Genomic DNA, 19980 nt, shown 5'->3' on the forward strand with positions numbered 1-19980 from the left:
ATTAAGTTCCATACTGCTGAATGAGTGAATTTACATATTGTTTTGCAAGTCGTTCGCTGTGTTTAAATTGGCCTGTCTCTGATTGGCTAAGAACTGCACGTAGCCATAAGCCGTCAATCATGGCAGCGCTTAATTCCGCCGCTTGCTTGGCATCATCTTTTTGCATAATACGCCTAAATGAGCAGGCTAAATTACTGTACAAACGTTTACTATTTACATTTTGTAAACGATGCAGTTCGGGATCGTGCATTGACTGCGCCCAAAAACTTAACCAAGTGCGGGTGGTATCTTTACGCTGCTGTACAAGTGCAAAATTTGCTTCAATGATGAACATCAGCCTTTGTTCTGGGGTCGTGGTATCTGCGACCTGCGAGATCAAAGAATCTTTCAGGCTTGATAACAAATGACGTACAGTGGCTTCAATTAACCCCTGCTTACCACCAAAATAATGGCTAATAATGCCAGAAGATAACCCTGCTTTTTTACTAATACTATTGATAGTAGTACCTTGTAAGCCAAGCTCTCCAACTGATTCGATTGTTGCCTCAATTAACTGCTGACGGCGCACAGGTTCCATTCCGACTTTAGGCATGATTTTTATTAATTGAACGTTCAATAAAAATAAATATTAAACAAACTGGCCTGATTATTCAAGGTTCCCCTGTGCCGGATGTGTGTATGAAGCCTCACAAAAAACACCTAATACATTGAAATAAAATAGATAATTATTTATTTCATTGCCAAATATATTTTGTGAAATAATTGTGAAAGCAAACCAATATTATCGAATATTGTATTTATAACGCACCAAAACGCCGATAAGGTTTGTCATTAGAATAATGGGATTTGGCGAAAAAGACATACTGCAAAACGTTCATATTAATACCCATTTAAAGTCATCACGTAGCAGAATGCTCTACGGCTTGAATTGACAACTCGTACTACAGCGAAATATCATGCACAGGCGCATGTTTCTGGGCTTTTTTAGCTCACTCCGTTGTTAATATATTATAATTCACTACCTTCTGATACTTTCCTAGGCTCATCATTTAAAAATGAAATCATCGCATTATTAACTTGCTTAGGCTGTTCTATATTCAGCCAATGTGCAGCATTGTCAATTGCGACGACCTTGGTTGAGGGGATCAAAGTCATCGCTATTTCAGAGTTGCCAAAATCAAAGCTAATATCTTGCTTTCCCCATATAAACAGCGTTTTTATCGTGGTGTCTCCAAGCGCCTTCCACCCTTCGGTGTAATCAAGAACGGGAGAGTGCCTCAAGGTCGATAAATAAGTACGCATAAATCCTGGGGATTGTGAGAACTTCTGCCACATATCAATGGCCCAACGATGTTCTTTTTCTTGATGAAAACACCCTTCAACCCGCGGCTTTAAAATGATTTCTCCAAAATACTTAAAGAGTAACTCCCCGACTACCGGAATATTGATAATCTTCTGGGCATAATTCACTTTTGATGGCCAGCCAGCAGGGCCTACAAAGACTAACTTTGTAACTTTTTCTTGTTTATTTCTAGCATATTCAGCTGCGATAATGCCGCCAAATGAAGAACCGACTAAAGACACTCTGTCAGCCCCAACTTCACGTATGACGCTATCCAACTGCTCTGTAAACACCGATAACGTTAAATCAACATCAGGGCGGCTTGAAAAACCTCGGCCAAATAAATCGTAAACAACCACCTTATAACCGGCGTTGACCAACGGAGCTACATTTGGATCCCATTGCTCAACATAACCATTCGATGCCGGAATGAGAATAATCGTTTTTTGATTATTTTCTCCATATATTTGATAGCGAGAGCTCCCTAATTCTGATTTTAAATATCGTTCATTAGACATTTCCCTTGCTGATATAAAGCGTGAATAATCTTCATAATAATAGTCCAACGTACCGACAATTATTATTAATATAATGCCAGCATCCCAATAAAGTTTCTTTACCTAACATCTCCTTTACAAATTTAAATGACTAAAATACTCATTTAGCTGAGCACCTTGATGTCATGAGCTTTAATACATAAAATGTCACTAATAAATAAAGCACGGTGGCGACATGCTTATAGAGCACTTTCAATGGAGCATCGGCTTGATAGGCTAAAACGCCATCAGTGACAGGCATAACAACACCAAAAATCGCGCACCACATTAAAATTGAGTATTGTTTTTTTATGATAAGCAGGCCAAGTACCAAAGTAATAAAAATCGTGCGAGACCCATATATTATTACCCAGTCCGCGTCTAAATAAGAAAACAACTCAGTTCCTCTCACAGTTGCAAAACCGGATGGTTCAAGATAAGAAAAAATACCATAAAACCCTTGCAGCAACGCCATAAGTGATACGAGTATTATCGCTATCACTTCTATTTTAGATTTAACCACTTTAAGTACCTCAGTCGTTCGTAAAGAGAGTAATTTTTATTATCAAGCAAAATCAATACATATACACTATAGATTTAACAGTTAGTTACATTATTCATATATTGTCATTGTTTTTATTTTATGATCTTCATCAACGCAGCCCTGTATAACTCTTTTTTGTCCAGTACTTCATCGAATTCAGCCCGTACAATAAGCCCTTCAATAAAGGTCATAATCATTTCTGATTTTTCATAATACTGCTCCGTTTCAACTCCGAGCGCTTGACGTATTAATTCTAGTAACCAACGCTTATGCTCTAACGCGATACCACTAATCGACTGATCCACTCTTTTAAACTCCGCCAAGGCATGCATAAACATACACCCTTCAAAATGTGATAAAGAAAACCACTCAAAATGCCAATCTAAAATAGCAAACACTTTATCTTCACTACTTTTCACGCTACAAACAGCCTCCTCTAATGAGGCTTGAAAGCGATCATGGCGCCGTGTTAACACAGCTTCAACCAAGCCCACCTTGTCGCCAAACCGTCTATAAATTGTTGTTTTCGATACTTTTGCTTCATCTCTGATCAAATCTACTCCAACCGAGTTATATCCATTTCTATTAAACAGATCCTCAGCGACATCCAAAATATGCTGTTCTACTTTCATCTAATACCCTAAAAAATTGCTTGCACAAAGGTGTACAGATCTGTACCTTTTGGTGGGAGTGTACAGATCGGTACACTTGATAATAACACATTATTGTGAACGTTAACGTTACAAAAGTATTGATAATTTGGAGAATGTAATGAAAAAGCTATCCGGCGGTGGTGCACTCCCACCCAAAGTAAATTTTATCGAGCTACTTAGGGGTTTTGTTGGCGGGTTTGTTGGTATTTTGGGGCTGTGCTTTATAACAAGTATTGCAGGCTACCCGCTACTTATGGCGCCGTTTGGCGCGACTTGCGTCATCTTATTTGCAGCAGCAGCCTCTCCGTTGGCGCAACCGCGTAATGTGATTGGAGGTCACTTTATTTCTGCATTAATTGGCATCCTTGCCCTGCTGACTTTTGGCACAAATCCCTGGGTAATGGCTTTATCTGTGGGACTGGCTATTGTAGCTATGCAATTTTTCAGAGTTGTACACCCACCCGCAGGTGCAAATCCACTCGTCATTCTAATGGCCGGAAGTTATCACTTTGACTTTTTAATTTTCCCTGTACTGATTGGCAGCATATTTCTCGTCGGTATTGCTTCATTAATTAACAATATTGGTTTAACGAAAAAATGGCCTATCTATTGGTATGGCTCCTCAAGCAATCAACAGTAACTGACGAACTAGGAGCAATGACATGCCAACTCTAACCATTCATACCAATCAAACTCTACTACCCACAATCAAATCTAAACTGGCAGATTCATTAGTCACAATCACCAGTATGTATTTAGGCAAGCTTCCAGCCTTGACCAATATCGTCATCCATGAAAATTGTGGAAGCTGGTACTGCAATGGACAATCGACCTCTGAGTTTCAGTTTTCCTTAAATATTATCATCACAGAAGGAACCAACAACCCACAACAAAAAGCACAATGGTTAAAGCACTCATGGCAATTGTTTGAAGAGATCTTCATTAACTTACATAACAATCCAAATTACATATCCATCCAAGAGATCCCAGCGACCGACTGGGGCTACAACGGACAGTCGCAAGCGGCAAGACTACAAAAACAAGGAGAACACAATGAAGTTTAACTCACCACCTGAGCTTAATGACCGTATTGTCAAGTTAGGGTTTTCTAGTGATATCGCGATACCCGCCGATATTGATTTCAGCCCTTATCAACCAGGGCTTAGGGAAGGCGTTGATATTGCAGTGCTGTTCGATGAAACATGTGCAAACCCAGAAGGCGCAGACTGTGCTTTTTTACGCTATCAAGCAGGGGCATTTGTCCCTGGACATGTTCATATGGGCTATGAAACCGTACTCGTTTTACAAGGTGATTATATTGAGAATGGCCAAACATTTTCGCCAGGTTCTTTCATAGTACGTGCCCCTGGTACGTGCCATAGCATGGCATCGACAAATGGTTGTTTGATTCTTGCCTCTAGATATAAACCGGTTAAACAGCTTACGGAGTATAAATAGCATGGAGATCGTCACAGCTAGCTATGTAGCAAGCCAAGTAAATAGTGATAGCACCGTAATACCCGGTGGCTTTGGGTGTTGTGGACACCCTGATTTATACACCCATGCCTTACGTCAGAGGTATGAAAATGAGGGAAAACCCAAATCTCTCACTTTATTATTCGCATCTGGTGCCGGTGATAAGCAAGGAAAAGGGTTAGACCAACTCGCAGCTAAAGGCATGATTAAAAAAGCCATTGGGGGTTTTTGGGGGTTTTGTCCTGCGTTAACCAATGCAGCTCGACAAGGTCTGATTGAAGGACACAATTGGCCGATGGGAGTGATCAGCCACTTATTTCGGGATATTACTCGAGGCGCATTAGGCCACATCACACACATTGGCTTAGGAAGCTACATCGACCCAGATATTGGGGGTGGTTGTATCGAAAACCATGCCCCCTCTCTTATATCTAAATTAGAAATACAAGGTCAACAGCACCTATTTTATCCCGCGTTTTCTATCGACTTCTCGCTTTTACGCGGCACACGTGCGGATGAAAAAGGCAATATCAGCATGGATGAAGAAGTTGCATATCATGATGCACTGCTGCAAGCGATGGCAGCCAAAAACAGCGGTGGAAAGGTCGCTGTACAGGTCAAAGAACTTGTGAAGGCACTGCCATGTCAAGACGTACATATTCCAGCTCATTTAGTTGACTTTGTGACCATTGCTCAAGACCCGCTAGACCACTTACCCAGCTATGGTGAGCTGACTACTACAGACCACCAACCTGAGCCTGAAAACATCGCTAAACACTACATAGTTCAGCGTGCTCTGCATGAACTCCCACAGACTAGAGCTTGTATTAATTTAGGGATAGGTATACCCGCACTGCTCGGGAAATATATTAACAAAACGCAGACTGACAATAGCTTCACAGTTGAATCAGGCATATTTAACGGGCAACCAAAGTATGGTTTGTCTTTTGGTGATTCATCAGAGCCCGACGCCATTATAGGCCAGTCTGATTTATTCGCATATTACGACGGCGGCGGCGTAGATGTTGCCTTTCTTGGTTTTGCCGAAATAGATGCCCAAGGTTGCGTTAATGCCAGTTTACTGGGCCAACGAATGACCGGAGTCGGTGGATTTATCAATATTGCACAATCTGCTAAAAAACTGGTTTTGTGTGGCACCTTAACAACAGGCGCTTTGCATGCAGCGCAAGAAAACGGCCTCTTATGCATTAAAAATGAAGGTAATATCACAAAATTTGTGTCACACGTACAGCAAATCACCATCGACTTAGCTCACCCTACATATCGTAATAAAGACGTTATCATCATTACTGAAAGAGCCACCTTTAGCTTTAAAAACAAAGTATTAACTGTCATGGAAATTTCGAAAGGATTTAGTATTGCAGACTTACAACAGCATATAAATTTTCCAATTTCTGTTTCTCCATCACTCACCACAATAAACATCAGGCAGGTGCTCCATGAACTCTAAAATTGCAATCATCGGTGGAGGAGCTTCAAGTATTGCCTTTATTGATGCCTTTATAGAAAAGCAAACATCGAACTCTCCTAGTCCGATTCATATTACGGTGTTTGAAAAATCAAAAGACTTAGGTCCTGGTAATGCGTACCAAGGCGATGCAGAGTCAAATTTACTTAATACCAAAGCTGGCTATATCACCATCTTTAAAGACAAACCAAGTGATTTTTTTCAATGGTTAACACTCTATCGATACCGCTGGCAACCTCTTTATCCCAATTTACAAGTGGCTGAAAACAGCTATGCCCCTCGCCCATTATTTGGGATGTATATGGCAAATGCATTTGACCGAATCGTCAAAAAAGCATTTATGAAAAATATCATCGTCAAAGTCATAAGAAGCGAAGTTATTCAATTAACTGAAAACTCTGATCCACTGCCTATTACATTGAAAACACTTTGCCAGCAGAGCTTTAAATTTAACAGCGTCATTGTGGCGTGTGGTACGCTCTCAAAATCGCCATTTTCGCCGCCTATTAACTCTCAAATTCACCATACCCCCTACCCTATTTCAACATTACGCCGTAACATTGAAAAAAGTGACAGCGTTGCCATTATTGGTGCTCGCTTAAGTGCAATAGATGCTGTTATTGGCTTAATTGAGAATGGTCATCATGGAAAAATAACGCTTTTCTCAAGAAGCCATTTATTTCCATTTGTACGAGGTACTCAAGGACGATATAAAAACACCTATCTATCTGCTGAGTTTATCACTCAACACTATACCTCCCTGACTTTGTCACAACTGAGCCAATTGTTTATAAAAGAAATGTGCCATTATCAGCAGATGCACCCTCAAGAGTGTAGTGAAGATATAGTTTTTCCACCGACCCCCATTAAAGACCTCAGCAAGTTTCTCTCATCAGAAATGGCAAAAGCCAATCAAAATAGAGGTTGGCAAGCGATTTTATATGACACAAACTCAATTTTAGCCCTCGTGTGGGAAATGCTCAAAGATGCTGATAAAGCGCGCTTTATGACGACTATGATGTCAGCAGCTATGTCTATGCGCGTGTCTATTCCATATGAAAATGCATCTAAAATCAAAAGTTATATCGACAATGGGCAATTAGAGTACATAGGCGGTGATACACAAATTGAAACATGTGCGAAAAACACCTTATCGGTCAAATATCAAGGCGGTGTTTCACATGTAGACTCCATTGTGTATGCCGTGGGTAGCCCGCGGGATATATATTTATCTGACTCAGAACTCATTCGTAATATGGTAGATACCAATATCGCAAAAGCCCATAAATTTGGTGGTATTGATGTCTGTAATACCAGCTATGCGTTACTCAATAAAAAAGGCAAACGCAGTGCATCAATATACGCAATTGGTGAAGTCACACATGGGTGCTTTTTATTTACCAGTGCATTAGATATTATTGTTAAACATGCGCATAATTGTGCAAAGAGTGTTCATCATGATTTGAATACATACACTCAGCATGCTTTAGCTGTTTAACTTAATAATAAAAATTAGGAAACTATTATGCTAGAAACTTTCAACCCTACGCCGCGTATTTTAATGGGGCCTGGGCCTTCAAATGTTTCGCCAAGAGTCTTAAGCGCATTAGCTAAACCGACCATAGGCCACTTAGACCCTCAATTTATTAAGTTAATGGACGAAATTAAGCAATTGCTGCAATATGCATTTGTCACCAGAAACGAATTTACTATCGCACTCTCTGCACCTGGTTCTGCAGGTATGGAAGCATGTATCGTCAACTTAATTGAGCCAAACGATAAAGTGATCGTCTGTGTTAATGGTGTTTTTGGTGGCCGCTTAAAAGAAAACATTGAGCGAGTTGGTGCGCAAGCGATTGTCATTGAAGATACTTGGGGGGACCCCGTCAGTGTAGACAAAGTAGAGCATGCTTTTGCAATACATAAAAATGTCAAAGCACTGGTTTTTGTGCATGCTGAAACATCTACAGGCGCTTGCTCTGATGCAAAAACCCTATGTAATATTGCCAAACAAAACGATGCTATCACCATTGTGGATGCGGTAACATCGTTAGGGGGAAGTGAGCTCAAAGTCGATGAATGGGGAATAGATGCCGTTTATTCAGGCTCTCAAAAGTGTCTATCATGTGTACCGGGTTTGTCACCGGTTAGTTTTAGTCCAAAGGCGGTCGAAATCCTAAAAAGCCGTAAGACAAAAGTGCCAAGTTGGTTCTTAGATCAATCTCTCGTAATGGGTTATTGGTCTGGAGAAGGGAAACGCAGTTATCATCACACCGCTCCTATCAATTCACTCTACGCACTGCATGAATCATTGCTTATGCTGAAAAATGAAGGACTAGAACAAGCTTGGTCTCGTCATGCACAATTACACCAACGCCTCAAAAGTGGTTTAGCGCAATTAGGCATTCGCTTTTTGGTGAATGATGCACATCAGTTACCTCAATTAAATTCAATTTTAATACCTGAAGGTGTCGACGATGCACAAGTGAGAACACATTTGCTAAATAAGTTTAACCTTGAAATAGGTGCCGGTTTAGGGCAGCTTGCAGGAAAAACATGGCGCGTAGGACTCATGGGTGCTACCGCCAACGAACAAAATGTCGCTTTACTGCTGACGGCATTAAAGGAAGTGCTTGTATAAACCCACAGCGAATTGCATGAGTAAATCGTGACGGTAAAAGAAAGTATCACTTGCGGTACTTTCTTTTACCACCTTGTATTATAACGTGGATAAGTTGATAGGATGTTTTTACGTGATATTTAAAATAAACGAACGCATAACAGGTAGCAGATCGTTTTATGTTCCGCTTAATTCACTTAGAAAACACCATTAGAATTTGCAATATTACCGCCATTCACTAGTGCATAAATCCTCATTGACAAATCAAGCGCTTGAATAGAATCCCAGTGCTCAACAATTTTTCCTTCCTCAATACGCCAAGTATCAATGATATTCATGCCTTTTTGGTCGTTGCCTCTATCCTCTTTATGTAGGGTAACGTGAGAGTGAAAAATGACATGATTGCCATCAACATAAATATGCTTAACGTCATAGCCGTACTCAGGATAATCTTCGACAAATTCTTTTAGAAAATCCACTAAACCGGTCACTTTGTCAGGTAAGTTTCTATTATGCTGTACATAAGTGCTGTTATTATATTGCGCCATTATGTAATCAAAATTATGATTATTCATAAGATTTTGCACAAAATCAGTGAGTATTTGCGCATTTGACAACTCTTGTTCTGTCCAGCTCTCTTTCTTAAGTGTTGATAGGTCAATATTTAACCCTTCTTTCACCTGACCGTATGCCAAGCTGCTCACAAATAAGAAAATAGAAGGAATAAGTACTTTTAACATAGGTCGCTCCAATGGCTGTTTTACTTAAAATGGTATATATTAGTAACCATAGTAATTAAGAGTAACTATAGTTACAAGAAGGCACCAAAAACTGGGTTAGGCAGTTTTTGGTAACCAGTCATCGTAAAAAGAGACTTTAAAATGGCATCAGATAGACGTGTTTTTCACAATAATGAAGCGTGCCCAGTACGCAATGTTGTCGCACAAATTGGCGATAAATGGTCACTGTTAATTTTATTCGCTTTGACAGATGGTGCAGAACGATTTAACGCGCTTAAATCTAGGATTGAAGGGATATCTCAGCGTATGTTGACGCAAACCCTTAGAGACTTAGAGCGAGAAGGTTATGTTGACAGAACTGTTTATCCTGAGGTGCCTGTGCGGGTGGAGTATGCTTTAACCGAAATGGGAAGAGACATTGTAAAGCCTTTATACGACCTTGTTGTTTGGGCGGATAAACATCAGCCCAAGATTGAGCAAGCAAGAAAAATATATGATAAAAAAGTTAGCTCGACTTAATTTTAACCCACTGAGAAACCATAAAGCACTCTGTATGTCGTGATCAAATTGCGTTGGCCATTACTCAACTAGTGGGGTTGTAGCCACCGACCTCTATCGGGTAGAAGTTTTACTCACCTAAATCAAAAACGTACGCAGCACCAGATGCATCACCATTGTCATCACGATGAGGCACTGCCACTATCGCTGTATTATCTGAGAAGGCTATATTCCAACCAAATCGGTCTTCTGGCACACCATCACTGGCCACTATTTTTGATCTATAACGCCATAAACCACGCTCTTTTTTGAATACGTACAGCGCCCCGGCATTACTGCCATTCACGTCATGGTGCATAGCACTAATTAAGGCGGTCTCTTTATTTAATGCCACACCCCGAGCAAACCGGTCATCCGCTTTACCGTCCGGTGCGACTAACTTTTGTGTTTGAATCCACTTGCCTTTTACTCGTTCAAATATATAGGCCGAGCCCGCATCAGTGCCTATGCCCTCAACGTCGTCTCTTCTAGCTGAGATCAATGCCGTATCGCCAAGCAAGGCCACTCTCACGCCAAAAATATCGACTTTTTCGCCATCTGTTGCCGTTAGCTTGGCTTGGTGATGCCAGTTTTTTCCATCAAATACGTAAGCATATACCGCCCCCGCCTGCTCGGCTTTTTCATCATGTAAATCAGCACCAACCAAAATCGTATCGCCGTCGATCGCAACACTTATCCCGAATAAATCACCATCAGCACCATCTTTTGCTGTGAGTTTAGTATGAAAACGCCATGCACCTTTGTCTCGCATGTAAACATAAGCAGCGCCTGAGTCATGCTCAGGTGCATCACTGTGTGGTGCGCCTATCACAAGAAAGCGTTCTGTCAGCGCTATACTTTGACCAAAAGCATCTCCTGATTTGCCATCATTCGCTGTTAATATTTGTTTTTGTGACCAAGAGTTAACTTCTTTCTCAAAGGCAAACACTGCGCCTGCATCTTCACCTTTATCGTCTCTTTTAATAACACCCAACATGGCTATATCATTTTTCAATGCCACATTACCGCCAAATGTATCATTGGCATACGCTGGCTTAGCGACTAATTTGGCCTGTTGTTGCCAACCACCAGCGCTCAAGGAATACACATAGGCAGCCCCAGCATCTTGGGTACTTTTAGCATCCGCTTTGTGTGCACCAACGAGGGCGGTGGTGCCATCAATAGCAACACTAAAGCCAAACTGATCGCCTGTTTTACCATCATCAGGTAACAATTTTTGCTGCTTAGCATAACTTTGGCTGATTGCTATCAATGCAAAACAAGATAATATTTTTAAACTAAAATTAAACGTCATCCATACTTTCCTTGTGTTAAATATTAGTACGCTCAGAATTGACATAAACCTAAGCTCGGCCTGTAATAAATTTTATGTATCTCTATGTAATTTTCTACCATAATTTCAAGCATGTCTATCCCTGATGAAAGTGCACTTACAATACCTATCCTTATTTAATGGTTTGACTTACTACAAATGATCTAAGACGACTATACTTGAACAAAACCTCGGGAATTGTAGTTATGTTTCTTACTAGACTTTTATACGCAAGCACCGCTTCAGAGCAATTTAAACCACTCGACATTGAGGATATCTTAACTAAAGCTAGGAAAAATAACGGTACGCTGGATATCACCGGTATGCTTTGTTTTAGTAATAATTATTTCCTCCAATCGATTGAGTCATCCCGCGCTAATGTAAATGAGCTTTATCATAAGATATTAAACGATAAACGGCATTCGAATATTACTTTACTCGATTATAAAGAGATATCTGAACGAGAATTTGGCAATTGGTCTATGTCATATGTGCCTGATACGAGTTTAACAGCATCTCTTAACCTTCGATTCTCTGAAAGTAGCATTTTCAATCCCTATAAAATGTCAGGTGAAAGCGCCCATAAAATGATGTTAGAGCTCACAGGCGCACTTCACAACGTGACGTAACACTGAGGTTTCAAGCGCTCGTGCGTGATCGCCACAACACTTGACTTATCCACGCTTTATAAAATCATCATTTGTTACAGCCAGCGCATCATCCGCTGACTCGCCATTTAACATTGAGCCCGTGTCTAATGACAAATATATTCATCTGGATACACCACATCAAACTCAATCACACTATAGCGATAGTTGAAATGCGTACATTTGAAATAAAGCCGATGTGAATTAAACTCAGAACTATAATCCTTTGGATCAGGTTTCCCCCATATTTCATATTACCCTTTCTATTTCGCTTTCACATGAGGTAAGTGAAGTTCCATTTGTACATTGCATCTCTCGTACGGCGACACTGCGCCCTCTATGGGTTTAAAACCTAACTTTTCATAAAGCTTAAGTGCCGGCACCAATACTGTATTACTTTCTAAGTAAAGGCGCTTTACCTTCATCAAAATTGCTCTTTCGATGATTTTCTTACCTAAAAGTAAACCAACACCTTTACCTTGAACGTCTGGTGATACAGCCATTTTTGCAAGCTCATAGTTATTATTATCGATTTTTATCAGGGCGCAACAACCAACAGCTCTCCCTTTATCCAATGCAATGAGAATAGCGCCTGATTGATTTAATATATAACCCTCAGGATCATTTAATGCATTATAATCTGGTTCTTCTAACGTCCAATATTGGCTGATCCACTCAACATTTAACGCTTTGAAAGCGTTCTGATATTTTGGTGCGTAATCTACAATATGAATGTCGGCTTTATCTTCATTCACTCTTGAACTTATTGGACGGAACCTTAAATGCCTATCAATGACCGTTAATGCTTGCCACAGATCAATTCCCGTTTCCTCTGTGAGCTGCTTCATCGCAAAATCAATCGCTTCACATTGGTTTTGCATTGCAGGAAGCATAGCGAGTGCCCTCTCATTCAACATCACCAAGGTGATACGGGAGTCCTCATTAGATTTATAACTGTCAATTAAATCAGCAACTTTCATTTCTTTAATAATCTTACTGACCGATACATGAGAATGACTTATTTTCTTCGCTATATTCACGACCGAATCAGCCCCAGTTGATGCAAGCACATAAAAGACTGGAAACCATTTAGGTTCGATCTCAAAGCCAAATTGCTTATAGGTGTTTTCTGCATCTTTGGATACTTGTGTGGCAAGGTGTCTTAAGGTGGTCCCTAAAGCAACATGCCCTAACTCATTATATGGCTTCATGATAAAACTCCGTAACTAGTTACACATATATTAGTTACAAGTGTGAGAGCCTGTCAAATGAATTTTCTATCAAGCTATTTTTATGGCTGAATTTGCAGTGAAAGGTAATAAAGATATTCAGTCGTAGAGTTCGAGCCTTCATCTAAGGCGTATAACTCGCGTAAACATGAGGTACGGCGCATTGAGCTATTTTTATGGCTAGATTTGTGAAAGGTAATAAAGATATTCAGTCGTAGGGTTTGAGCCTTCATTTAAGACGTATAGCCCGTATACGCCACGTACACATATGAACAGCGAAGTGAAACGTAGATCATTAAGCTATTTGTGGGCTAAGCAGAATGAATATCCACGTTATTCATATTTAATTGTTCGTATGATGAAAGTAATGAATCAACCTACTTATTCAAAAATCACCTTTTATTAACTTTAAAAACACATTGATTCACAAAAAAACACCATATACAATAATGATTCTCATTTACATGAAAGGATAATTACTAAATGAAAATAATTTCTATACTGCTCGTTCTGCTTTTTTCCGTACCGGCTTTAGCCAAAAAACCAATCCGTGTCGTAGACATAGGGGTGATAGGATTGGCCTCTCACGACCTATTTCAGTGGAATGCTGAAACACGTGAAAACGACGAAAATGGCCGCTTTGATTTAAGCACTATTTTTGACTATGCCAATGGCACGCGAATTTACCAAGGAGGGAATCCCAAAAACTCTTCAAATGCTGCTGTCTATTCAATCACGCAAAACCTGGTCAGCTTCTATGTTGGTAAAAAGACCACACTACTTATGTCACGAGAAGTGAGCGAAGCACAAGCACATACCATTGCGCGACAGCAAACTCTCGAGTTCTTCATCGGGATGGTTAAAGAATCTTATGAACGCTTTACGAATAAAAGGTTTCCTAACTACGCCCTTGCACTGCCTGTAAATGATGATGAACAAGCCGTGATGCGCGCACTACACGATATTTTACCAGGAGAAATAAACGTCAACCGAAACCTAACACAGAGTAAATTGCAAGTTACCGACTTCAAACTCGCCATGAATCAACTATCACCTACAGAAATGCTGCAAAACGTGAGATTTTTTGATGGTGCTTACGATGAAGAATACTTACATGTTGTAATCCCAGGATTTCCTGATCCACAAATCATCAATTTAAAAGAAATAGACCACACCTTTATCGCAGAACAAACCAATTATAACTTAGATAATATGCTTCGAGAGTTGCATGTTTATGGGAAGTTTCCTTTCTTCGGCAATCTTGTTGAATTCACCAGTTTTGGTTATCACCTAGAAAACCTGTTTGCAAAAGGCATATGTAATAAATACGCAGACGGTAGCGCTAACCCTTGGAGTACCCTTTCAATAGCGTGCTATTAATAACGAGTCTTGAACATGCTTGGGACAGGCATAACTTTACCACAGCTTATGCCTGTCTCTGCGTACTCTAGTGCACCGAATACGCTCGTATTGAGGCACTTTTTAGTAACGGGTTAACGGAAAAGCACTGCTTATTATTGGCCCAGCTAGGTCTGCCGCGGTGAATGGGATACATCCCGATAAAAATAACGCTCACAAATACTTGGATTAATCCGCTTAATAATGTGTGATATCGACGCAACCACCAGCACAGAGAATACCAATCTTCCCCAAAATATCGTATTAAAGTCAGCGCCTATTAGCATGATCAACAGCGTATCTTCAATTAAACTATGGAGCAAATTGAGCAACATGATCGCAGTGAATACATCTCTCGCTGAGATATGTCCCTGCTTCGCTTCATTGATCAATAAGCCGCCACCAAACGACAAACCAAGCGTGATCCCGATAATGGTTAAGTTGGTTGCGTCCTTGCTGATCCCGAGCAGTCTTAAGAACGGCCTTAACAAGATTGCCATGAGTTTTTCAACGCCTAGTACCTTTAAAATTTTGAGTAGCAGTAATAATACTGAGATCACCATAAAGATAACGGCAAAGCTCTTGAGCTGTTCAATAGCCCAAGCAAGATAGCTAATGTCTCCCGATACTTCAGGTTGCCATAGCACGGTCGCAGAGTAGTTAAGCAAGTCCCCGTATTGATAACTGAGGTTGAGCAGCCATGCCAACACCAAGCTTCCACCGACTCTCACTGACAAGGTAGCGAGCCAACTCACACCTGCCTTTTTAGCTATCGCCCCCTCGATCGGCAACGAATGCGCTAGCAGCATCATGCTACCTAAAACGGAGGCTTGAGCAACCGTTAAAGGAACATCGGAATTAATCAGCACGATCAGCCCCGCATAGATATTAATGAGTAAGGTTGTAGCCCATACCAGCCCCACTTCTTTAGGTAGTCCAACGCTTTCCATTATGGGGCTTAACCATTCGCTAAGGATCACGATCCCTCCAAGCTCTTCAACAACCTTTATGGCAATGATGATTGGGATCATAATTCGAAAAAGCGTCGAAGTGACATTGAAGATCTCTTTAAAGAGCTCTTTAAAAAATTGATAAATGGATTTCATTATTACACCCATGGTTCACTTGTATTATATGAGCACATCTTATCGTGATTAGTGCAATCAAAATTTCTAATTTATCTTTGAAAGTTACCTTTAATTTTTTAATTGTCGTAATATTAAAAATTATAGGTCGCTAAATGATACTTTTAAGAAATTATGGAAATAGATCGTATAGATAGACGCATTCTTGTAGAGTTGCAAAAAAATAATCGAATTCCTAATCAGAGATTGGCTGAGCTTATTGGTTTATCCCCGCCAGCCTGTTTAAAGCGAGTAAAGCGCTTGAGAAGCGAGGGCGTGATTGTTGGTGATGTCTCTATCATCAATCCTGATCTCACAGGCAATAAAATGACTATGGTTGTATCTGTGGAAATGGAGCGCGACCGAGGGGACATCTATCAGATATTTCGTCGCTCTATTTTAAATGCGGCAGAAGTAACTCAGTGCTACCAAATTTCAGGAAGCTATGACTTCATGCTGATAGTGACAGTGAAAGACATTCAAGCCTATGAAAATTTCGTTGAGAGAGTACTGCGAAAAGATTTAAACATTCGTAAGTTTCACAGCTCTGTCTCAATGAGAACCGTGAAATATAGTACAGTGGTTAACTTAGACGAGTCATAACCGCGAATTTAAAAACAGACGTACAGCTTTGAACCTTACAAAGAACCTAGTCGCAAGTTGCTGGCTGAGCACTTAAATTGCTTAGCCGCTGGCTCAGTCGTTGATGAATACCATAATTTAATCCTCTTCTAATCAAGGGAGCATTGATTGAAAAGCAGGTAAAAACGGCGCTACCTTATGTCTGCTCGATCTTACTTTGTAACTATTATTGGTTTTCACTAAGTAATGCTGAATAGCCACATATCAGACAAACTAAAAGGTTTTTTAAGTAATAAAAAATTGACTATCACCGCAGTCAAATAAAACTGTATTTCCTATTGGCTGTGATCCGGCGCATACTTGTTATAGGTTTAACTCGCGTTGTGATTTTTTGCTTAATGTTGAGCAAGCCTTACGATAAGACCAACTGATCAGCTCTAATAAATAGTCTGGATCAAATTCACTCACGTTAACAATTGTGACCCAATGAAAGCGATGCATGTACCGAGCTGGTTTTACACCAGGTTGATCTGTTAGCTCCAAAAACCTTTCAGGAGATACACGGACGCTAAAACGCCAGCGTTCTGGTTCACTTGTTTTGAAGTAAGCAAAGTTTCGCGCCCGTACTTTATATGTCAGTATATTCGAAGGCTCTCCTCTTTCGGCTACTGTAACGTCAGTAAAGCTCAGGCAAAGGTTTTTTACATCAGATACGTGCATGGCTTCTCCGAAACATTTAACGACCCTGTAGATTAAGCGTTTTAACATTATTTTTTATTAATGCCTCAACATTAGCCGAGTTCCTAGTTTGATTCAATCGTTGAGTCACTTTCTACTGTGCGCTTCATTATTTCATTTGAGGGCTGTTTTGTGCGTTTTTTTAGCTGAATACGTGGTTTTATTGAGGTTAAAAGAGCGACTCCTCTTTAATGTAAATCGATGATGTCATAGTCATTGATCTGACCTATAGAATCCGAGTAACTTACTGATTAATATAAAGTTAGATACTTATCTGCTGTCGAATAACTCATATTTAAAGCGAGTTAAGACTGCTTCGCCATACGCCTTTTATTAAGTGTATGGTGTTATGAAGCAAGTCATTTTCCACCTTTTAAGACCCCCATAAAGTCACTACCTTTAGTCATATTACGCTTCTCTTATGTGCATCTGTAATCATATGTAATGGCGAGCTTGAAGGAGATTTGCCACACTCACTTTCAACATACATCGTAAATACAAAAGGAACGGTATAAAACTTACCGTATTTTATGCCTGTCCCATTTCATTTGTACGTCCATTATTTTCTTAATGGAGGATGATAAAAGAAAGCAACATAACGATGCAAAATACATAAAACTCACCGTTTAATAAGGAGATAAAAATGTCTCACGTTGTATATAAAAAAGCACACTGCCTCGGTGGTCAAACACTTAACCAATACCGCACCGAGCAAATGAGTGAACCGCGCTGGAAATATGCTAAACAAAACCTGGGCATAACCAATTCTGATTTAGATAGTAACTTTGATTTCATCAATAGCGCAGTGTTAAACCGTGATGCTAATAACCAACTACTCCTCACTACCACTGGCTTATTTGGCCCCATAAGAACTGGCACATTAATCCATTTAGACCCTTTATCTGCCAATCAAGTCATCCAAAGTCAGCAAGCCCCTGTAAATCCAGAGGCTGATCTGATAACCAGACTCAACAAGCTGCATGATGAGCATACAGGCATACCGCCAAGTAACGACTTAGCGCTGTGTGTAAATGGTTTTTGGACATCCGCGACAAATGGCGCAGGAATAACAGGGTTAGACGGATCCGCCAATGTTTTTGGTAGTACAGGGCAACTGATCTGCGATGTTGACGAACTTAATTTCCCTTTACTAACGTATGGTACTACCTGTGAGTCACAACACACCTACTTAGACACTTTAGCCTATTATGGTGGCACCTTATTGGCACCAAAAGAAGAATTTGCGCTCGGCTTTAGCCAAGATTTATGGGGTATTCAATACGATCAAAAACTACCTCAGTACATCGCTGACTATCAATTTAGTGCAAAAAAAGCGGGGGGATTATTTGTCGAACATCATCCTTTTCCGCACATTTGGTTGCCTGCTCAAGGAAAAGACCCCGCATTTGGCAATCACACGGTTTCTCGTATTTTACTCGGACGCAGGCTAGATAGAACGCATGAAGACAGTTACTATCGCCCAGTCACAATACAGCAATATCATTTTACCATGTTTGAAATTCCACTAGACGGCAGCGCGCTTGCCATTCGGCCGCAATGCATCCATAACGATAGCTTTACCGAAGGCGCACAAACCGTATTTTTGGCAAATACACCTGCCAACACCGTTGCTTTACGCCACAGTGCACCTATTAATAAAATGTCAGCGGGTGGTACGTCTGTATCTCATTTAGAAGAATAATAAATCTTTAATTGCGACGACTTACATATCTGAAAAGCCAATGGAGATAAGTAACGTCGTTGCTTGCCCGTCTATCGCATTTTATGCCTGTTTCATCAAATCATAACGATCGTAGTCATTAATTTAAAAAATATTCATAAAACAACTGCATATTAGGCTATCTCATCTTATGTACTGCCTTTTGAATCTAGGAACTGTCTAGTGAAAGCTGGGAAGTCCAATGAGTGATGCATCCATTTCGCCATAATTAGCACGCCAATTGTTAAAAGTAGCGCTACTCATGCCATGTTCACGACATAGTTCTGGAACAGGAATGCCCGATTCTGATTGTTTTAAAATAGCCATTATTTGGCTGTCACTAAATTTTGATTTTTTCATGTAGATCTCCTTCGTCTAACTTACGAGAAAATTCTACAGCAGTCCCGCTTAAAATTCTTGTTACATGGCCTATACTTTTTGACCATTTTCATAATGATAATGCTCTTGGCGAGCAGTTGTAAACCCGCCTACAAAATTAGGCTGTTTACTTTTTTCGGCTAACTTTTCCGGTTTAATACTATGCATATCGTTGGCAACAGCCCAATCAAGGACTCCCTGATCTAAAGGATATTTGGTAAGGATACCGGTGAGTTCATTTTGAATAATCCACGCTTCTGCTAAATTCAATTGACTGAATATACCTCCAGAAAAATTAGCATTGTTTCGATTGAATACCCAGACTGATTCCATTCTCTAAACTCCAGAGGACATATAACTATTTAGTATTTATGCGGCACGTTGTTTGTGCTACATAATCGCTTGTTGGACTGAGCCGCTACCTGCTCGATGTGTCAGAGTTGGTGTTATTTATGCTATGGGAATTTGCTTTTAGTGGCATAAGGTGTTTTATGCCTATTTTATCGGCTTATCTTTCATGCTTAAGCCATCCCAGCATTACTCAGTACGTTTTATCTTGCCATTAGAGCTAATTTTCGCTGACTTATCAATGATATTTTCACCGCGCACGCACTTTTATAGCTCAAACACTTAAGCAGATTAACCCTTTGATTTAATTCAGTAAGCTCTGCAGCTAACGCGTTCGTGCTAATTTCATGATCTCTGCACTTGAATTAACCACTTCGCTAAATCGTAAGAACCCTGTTTTGCATACTTCATAAGGCCAGTGTGAAGATGGTAAAGAAATTTGTGCCTGTCCCATATTACTATAATGGCCGATGTAAAATGTGCTTAAACAAGAACCAAATACTGTTTATCTGTAACTTTTGACTTGCCCGAGAAAGCCTGAGAATC

21 protein-coding genes and 1 pseudogene are annotated in these 19980 nt (G+C 40.2%); 11 read left to right on the top strand and 11 right to left on the bottom strand.

The window, feature by feature from the left end:
* Position 1: 1 nt before the first annotated feature.
* The 4 genes from betI to J8L98_RS21240 all read right to left on the bottom strand — a co-directional run bounded on the left by betI (position 2) and on the right by J8L98_RS21240 (position 3054).
* Entirely contained in the window at positions 2-592 is a 591-nt protein-coding gene (gene betI, locus J8L98_RS21225; RefSeq protein ID WP_210998095.1) for a transcriptional regulator BetI, read from the bottom strand.
* Positions 593-1008: 416 nt separating this feature from the next.
* Positions 1009-1860, bottom strand: a complete 852-nt coding sequence (locus J8L98_RS21230) for an alpha/beta hydrolase (protein ID WP_210998096.1) — start codon at positions 1858-1860, stop codon at positions 1009-1011.
* A 139-nt stretch (positions 1861-1999) separates the two neighbouring features.
* Positions 2000-2401, bottom strand: a complete 402-nt coding sequence (locus tag J8L98_RS21235) for a DUF4267 domain-containing protein (protein WP_348771921.1) — start codon at positions 2399-2401, stop codon at positions 2000-2002.
* A 113-nt stretch (positions 2402-2514) separates the two neighbouring features.
* Positions 2515-3054, bottom strand: coding sequence for a TetR/AcrR family transcriptional regulator (locus J8L98_RS21240; RefSeq protein WP_210998097.1), 540 nt, complete (start codon positions 3052-3054; stop codon positions 2515-2517).
* A 139-nt stretch (positions 3055-3193) separates the two neighbouring features.
* Between J8L98_RS21240 and J8L98_RS21245 the strand changes: the two genes are divergently transcribed.
* The 6 genes from J8L98_RS21245 to J8L98_RS21270 are packed head-to-tail and all read left to right on the top strand — an operon-like array spanning position 3194 to position 8681.
* Complete coding sequence (locus J8L98_RS21245; protein ID WP_210998098.1) at positions 3194-3715, top strand: HPP family protein; 522 nt, start codon at positions 3194-3196, stop codon at positions 3713-3715.
* 22 nt (positions 3716-3737) lie between these two features.
* Positions 3738-4139, top strand: coding sequence for a hypothetical protein (locus tag J8L98_RS21250; RefSeq protein WP_210998099.1), 402 nt, complete (start codon positions 3738-3740; stop codon positions 4137-4139).
* A complete protein-coding gene (locus tag J8L98_RS21255; RefSeq protein WP_210998100.1) occupies positions 4129-4533 on the top strand; it encodes a cupin domain-containing protein in 405 nt (134 codons plus the stop codon). The genes J8L98_RS21250 and J8L98_RS21255 overlap by 11 nt, the downstream gene beginning before the upstream one ends.
* Before the next feature lies 1 nt (position 4534).
* Entirely contained in the window at positions 4535-6022 is a 1488-nt protein-coding gene (locus J8L98_RS21260) for a CoA-transferase (protein WP_210998101.1), read from the top strand.
* Complete coding sequence (locus J8L98_RS21265) at positions 6012-7538, top strand: FAD/NAD(P)-binding protein (protein ID WP_210998102.1); 1527 nt, start codon at positions 6012-6014, stop codon at positions 7536-7538. The genes J8L98_RS21260 and J8L98_RS21265 overlap by 11 nt, the downstream gene beginning before the upstream one ends.
* A gap of 27 nt (positions 7539-7565) precedes the next feature.
* On the top strand, positions 7566-8681 hold the full coding sequence (locus J8L98_RS21270) for an alanine--glyoxylate aminotransferase family protein (protein ID WP_210998103.1): 1116 nt from the start codon (positions 7566-7568) through the stop codon (positions 8679-8681).
* A gap of 176 nt (positions 8682-8857) precedes the next feature.
* Here the strand turns inward: J8L98_RS21270 and J8L98_RS21275 are convergent, their stop codons facing one another.
* The gene (locus J8L98_RS21275) at positions 8858-9400 is read right to left on the bottom strand and encodes a nuclear transport factor 2 family protein (protein ID WP_210998104.1); all 543 of its coding nucleotides are present in this window, start codon (positions 9398-9400) and stop codon (positions 8858-8860) included.
* A 141-nt stretch (positions 9401-9541) separates the two neighbouring features.
* On the opposite strand from J8L98_RS21275, the gene J8L98_RS21280 reads away from it, so the two are divergent.
* Positions 9542-9919: a helix-turn-helix domain-containing protein gene (locus J8L98_RS21280; protein WP_210998105.1), complete on the top strand. Its 378-nt coding sequence runs from the start codon at positions 9542-9544 to the stop codon at positions 9917-9919.
* A gap of 109 nt (positions 9920-10028) precedes the next feature.
* On the opposite strand, the gene J8L98_RS21285 is transcribed toward J8L98_RS21280, so the two are convergent.
* Positions 10029-11252, bottom strand: a complete 1224-nt coding sequence (locus J8L98_RS21285) for an FG-GAP repeat protein (protein WP_210998106.1) — start codon at positions 11250-11252, stop codon at positions 10029-10031.
* 224 nt (positions 11253-11476) lie between these two features.
* On the opposite strand from J8L98_RS21285, the gene J8L98_RS21290 reads away from it, so the two are divergent.
* The gene (locus J8L98_RS21290; RefSeq protein ID WP_210998107.1) at positions 11477-11899 is read left to right on the top strand and encodes a BLUF domain-containing protein; all 423 of its coding nucleotides are present in this window, start codon (positions 11477-11479) and stop codon (positions 11897-11899) included.
* Positions 11900-12180: 281 nt separating this feature from the next.
* Here the strand turns inward: J8L98_RS21290 and J8L98_RS21295 are convergent, their stop codons facing one another.
* Positions 12181-13128, bottom strand: a complete 948-nt coding sequence (locus J8L98_RS21295; RefSeq protein WP_210998108.1) for a helix-turn-helix domain-containing GNAT family N-acetyltransferase — start codon at positions 13126-13128, stop codon at positions 12181-12183.
* 501 nt (positions 13129-13629) lie between these two features.
* Here J8L98_RS21295 and J8L98_RS21300 point away from each other — a divergent pair.
* Entirely contained in the window at positions 13630-14526 is an 897-nt protein-coding gene (locus J8L98_RS21300; protein ID WP_210998109.1) for a hypothetical protein, read from the top strand.
* 146 nt (positions 14527-14672) lie between these two features.
* On the opposite strand, the gene J8L98_RS21305 is transcribed toward J8L98_RS21300, so the two are convergent.
* Entirely contained in the window at positions 14673-15650 is a 978-nt protein-coding gene (locus J8L98_RS21305; protein ID WP_210998110.1) for a hypothetical protein, read from the bottom strand.
* A 153-nt stretch (positions 15651-15803) separates the two neighbouring features.
* Here J8L98_RS21305 and J8L98_RS21310 point away from each other — a divergent pair, with 153 nt between their 5' ends.
* Positions 15804-16271 carry an Lrp/AsnC family transcriptional regulator gene (locus J8L98_RS21310; RefSeq protein WP_192507691.1) on the top strand — a complete coding sequence of 156 codons (468 nt, stop codon included), beginning with the start codon at positions 15804-15806 and terminating at the stop codon, positions 16269-16271.
* Between the two features lie 342 nt (positions 16272-16613).
* On the opposite strand, the gene J8L98_RS21315 is transcribed toward J8L98_RS21310, so the two are convergent.
* Positions 16614-16970, bottom strand: a complete 357-nt coding sequence (locus J8L98_RS21315; protein WP_210998111.1) for an MmcQ/YjbR family DNA-binding protein — start codon at positions 16968-16970, stop codon at positions 16614-16616.
* 661 nt (positions 16971-17631) lie between these two features.
* Here J8L98_RS21315 and J8L98_RS21320 point away from each other — a divergent pair.
* A complete protein-coding gene (locus J8L98_RS21320; protein WP_210998112.1) occupies positions 17632-18690 on the top strand; it encodes a hypothetical protein in 1059 nt (352 codons plus the stop codon).
* Positions 18691-18909: 219 nt separating this feature from the next.
* On the opposite strand, the pseudogene J8L98_RS21325 reads toward J8L98_RS21320, so the two are convergent.
* Together J8L98_RS21325 and J8L98_RS21330 are read right to left on the bottom strand one after the other, a co-directional pair.
* A pseudogene (locus J8L98_RS21325) lies at positions 18910-19068 on the bottom strand (transposase); the annotation flags it as partial.
* A gap of 69 nt (positions 19069-19137) precedes the next feature.
* Positions 19138-19419, bottom strand: coding sequence for a hypothetical protein (locus J8L98_RS21330; RefSeq protein WP_210998113.1), 282 nt, complete (start codon positions 19417-19419; stop codon positions 19138-19140).
* Positions 19420-19980 lie beyond the last annotated feature (561 nt).

Source organism: Pseudoalteromonas sp. MMG013, from assembly GCF_018100885.1.
Lineage (GTDB): Bacteria > Pseudomonadota > Gammaproteobacteria > Enterobacterales > Alteromonadaceae > Pseudoalteromonas > Pseudoalteromonas aurantia.

Bases quoted from the DNA above. Each gene is read 5' to 3' on its own strand.
- betI (WP_210998095.1), bottom strand. From the start codon at position 592: ATGCCTAAAGTCGGAATGGAACCTGTGCGCCGTCAGCAGTTAATTGAG.
- J8L98_RS21230 (WP_210998096.1), bottom strand. From the start codon at position 1,860: ATGTCTAATGAACGATATTTAAAATCAGAATTAGGGAGCTCTCGCTAT.
- J8L98_RS21240 (WP_210998097.1), bottom strand. From the start codon at position 3,054: ATGAAAGTAGAACAGCATATTTTGGATGTCGCTGAGGATCTGTTTAAT.
- J8L98_RS21245 (WP_210998098.1), top strand. From the start codon at position 3,194: ATGAAAAAGCTATCCGGCGGTGGTGCACTCCCACCCAAAGTAAATTTT.
- J8L98_RS21250 (WP_210998099.1), top strand. From the start codon at position 3,738: ATGCCAACTCTAACCATTCATACCAATCAAACTCTACTACCCACAATC.
- J8L98_RS21255 (WP_210998100.1), top strand. From the start codon at position 4,129: ATGAAGTTTAACTCACCACCTGAGCTTAATGACCGTATTGTCAAGTTA.
- J8L98_RS21260 (WP_210998101.1), top strand. From the start codon at position 4,535: ATGGAGATCGTCACAGCTAGCTATGTAGCAAGCCAAGTAAATAGTGAT.
- J8L98_RS21265 (WP_210998102.1), top strand. From the start codon at position 6,012: ATGAACTCTAAAATTGCAATCATCGGTGGAGGAGCTTCAAGTATTGCC.
- J8L98_RS21270 (WP_210998103.1), top strand. From the start codon at position 7,566: ATGCTAGAAACTTTCAACCCTACGCCGCGTATTTTAATGGGGCCTGGG.
- J8L98_RS21275 (WP_210998104.1), bottom strand. From the start codon at position 9,400: ATGTTAAAAGTACTTATTCCTTCTATTTTCTTATTTGTGAGCAGCTTG.
- J8L98_RS21280 (WP_210998105.1), top strand. From the start codon at position 9,542: ATGGCATCAGATAGACGTGTTTTTCACAATAATGAAGCGTGCCCAGTA.
- J8L98_RS21285 (WP_210998106.1), bottom strand. From the start codon at position 11,252: ATGACGTTTAATTTTAGTTTAAAAATATTATCTTGTTTTGCATTGATA.
- J8L98_RS21290 (WP_210998107.1), top strand. From the start codon at position 11,477: ATGTTTCTTACTAGACTTTTATACGCAAGCACCGCTTCAGAGCAATTT.
- J8L98_RS21295 (WP_210998108.1), bottom strand. From the start codon at position 13,128: ATGAAGCCATATAATGAGTTAGGGCATGTTGCTTTAGGGACCACCTTA.
- J8L98_RS21300 (WP_210998109.1), top strand. From the start codon at position 13,630: ATGAAAATAATTTCTATACTGCTCGTTCTGCTTTTTTCCGTACCGGCT.
- J8L98_RS21305 (WP_210998110.1), bottom strand. From the start codon at position 15,650: ATGAAATCCATTTATCAATTTTTTAAAGAGCTCTTTAAAGAGATCTTC.
- J8L98_RS21310 (WP_192507691.1), top strand. From the start codon at position 15,804: ATGGAAATAGATCGTATAGATAGACGCATTCTTGTAGAGTTGCAAAAA.
- J8L98_RS21315 (WP_210998111.1), bottom strand. From the start codon at position 16,970: ATGCACGTATCTGATGTAAAAAACCTTTGCCTGAGCTTTACTGACGTT.
- J8L98_RS21320 (WP_210998112.1), top strand. From the start codon at position 17,632: ATGTCTCACGTTGTATATAAAAAAGCACACTGCCTCGGTGGTCAAACA.
- J8L98_RS21330 (WP_210998113.1), bottom strand. From the start codon at position 19,419: ATGGAATCAGTCTGGGTATTCAATCGAAACAATGCTAATTTTTCTGGA.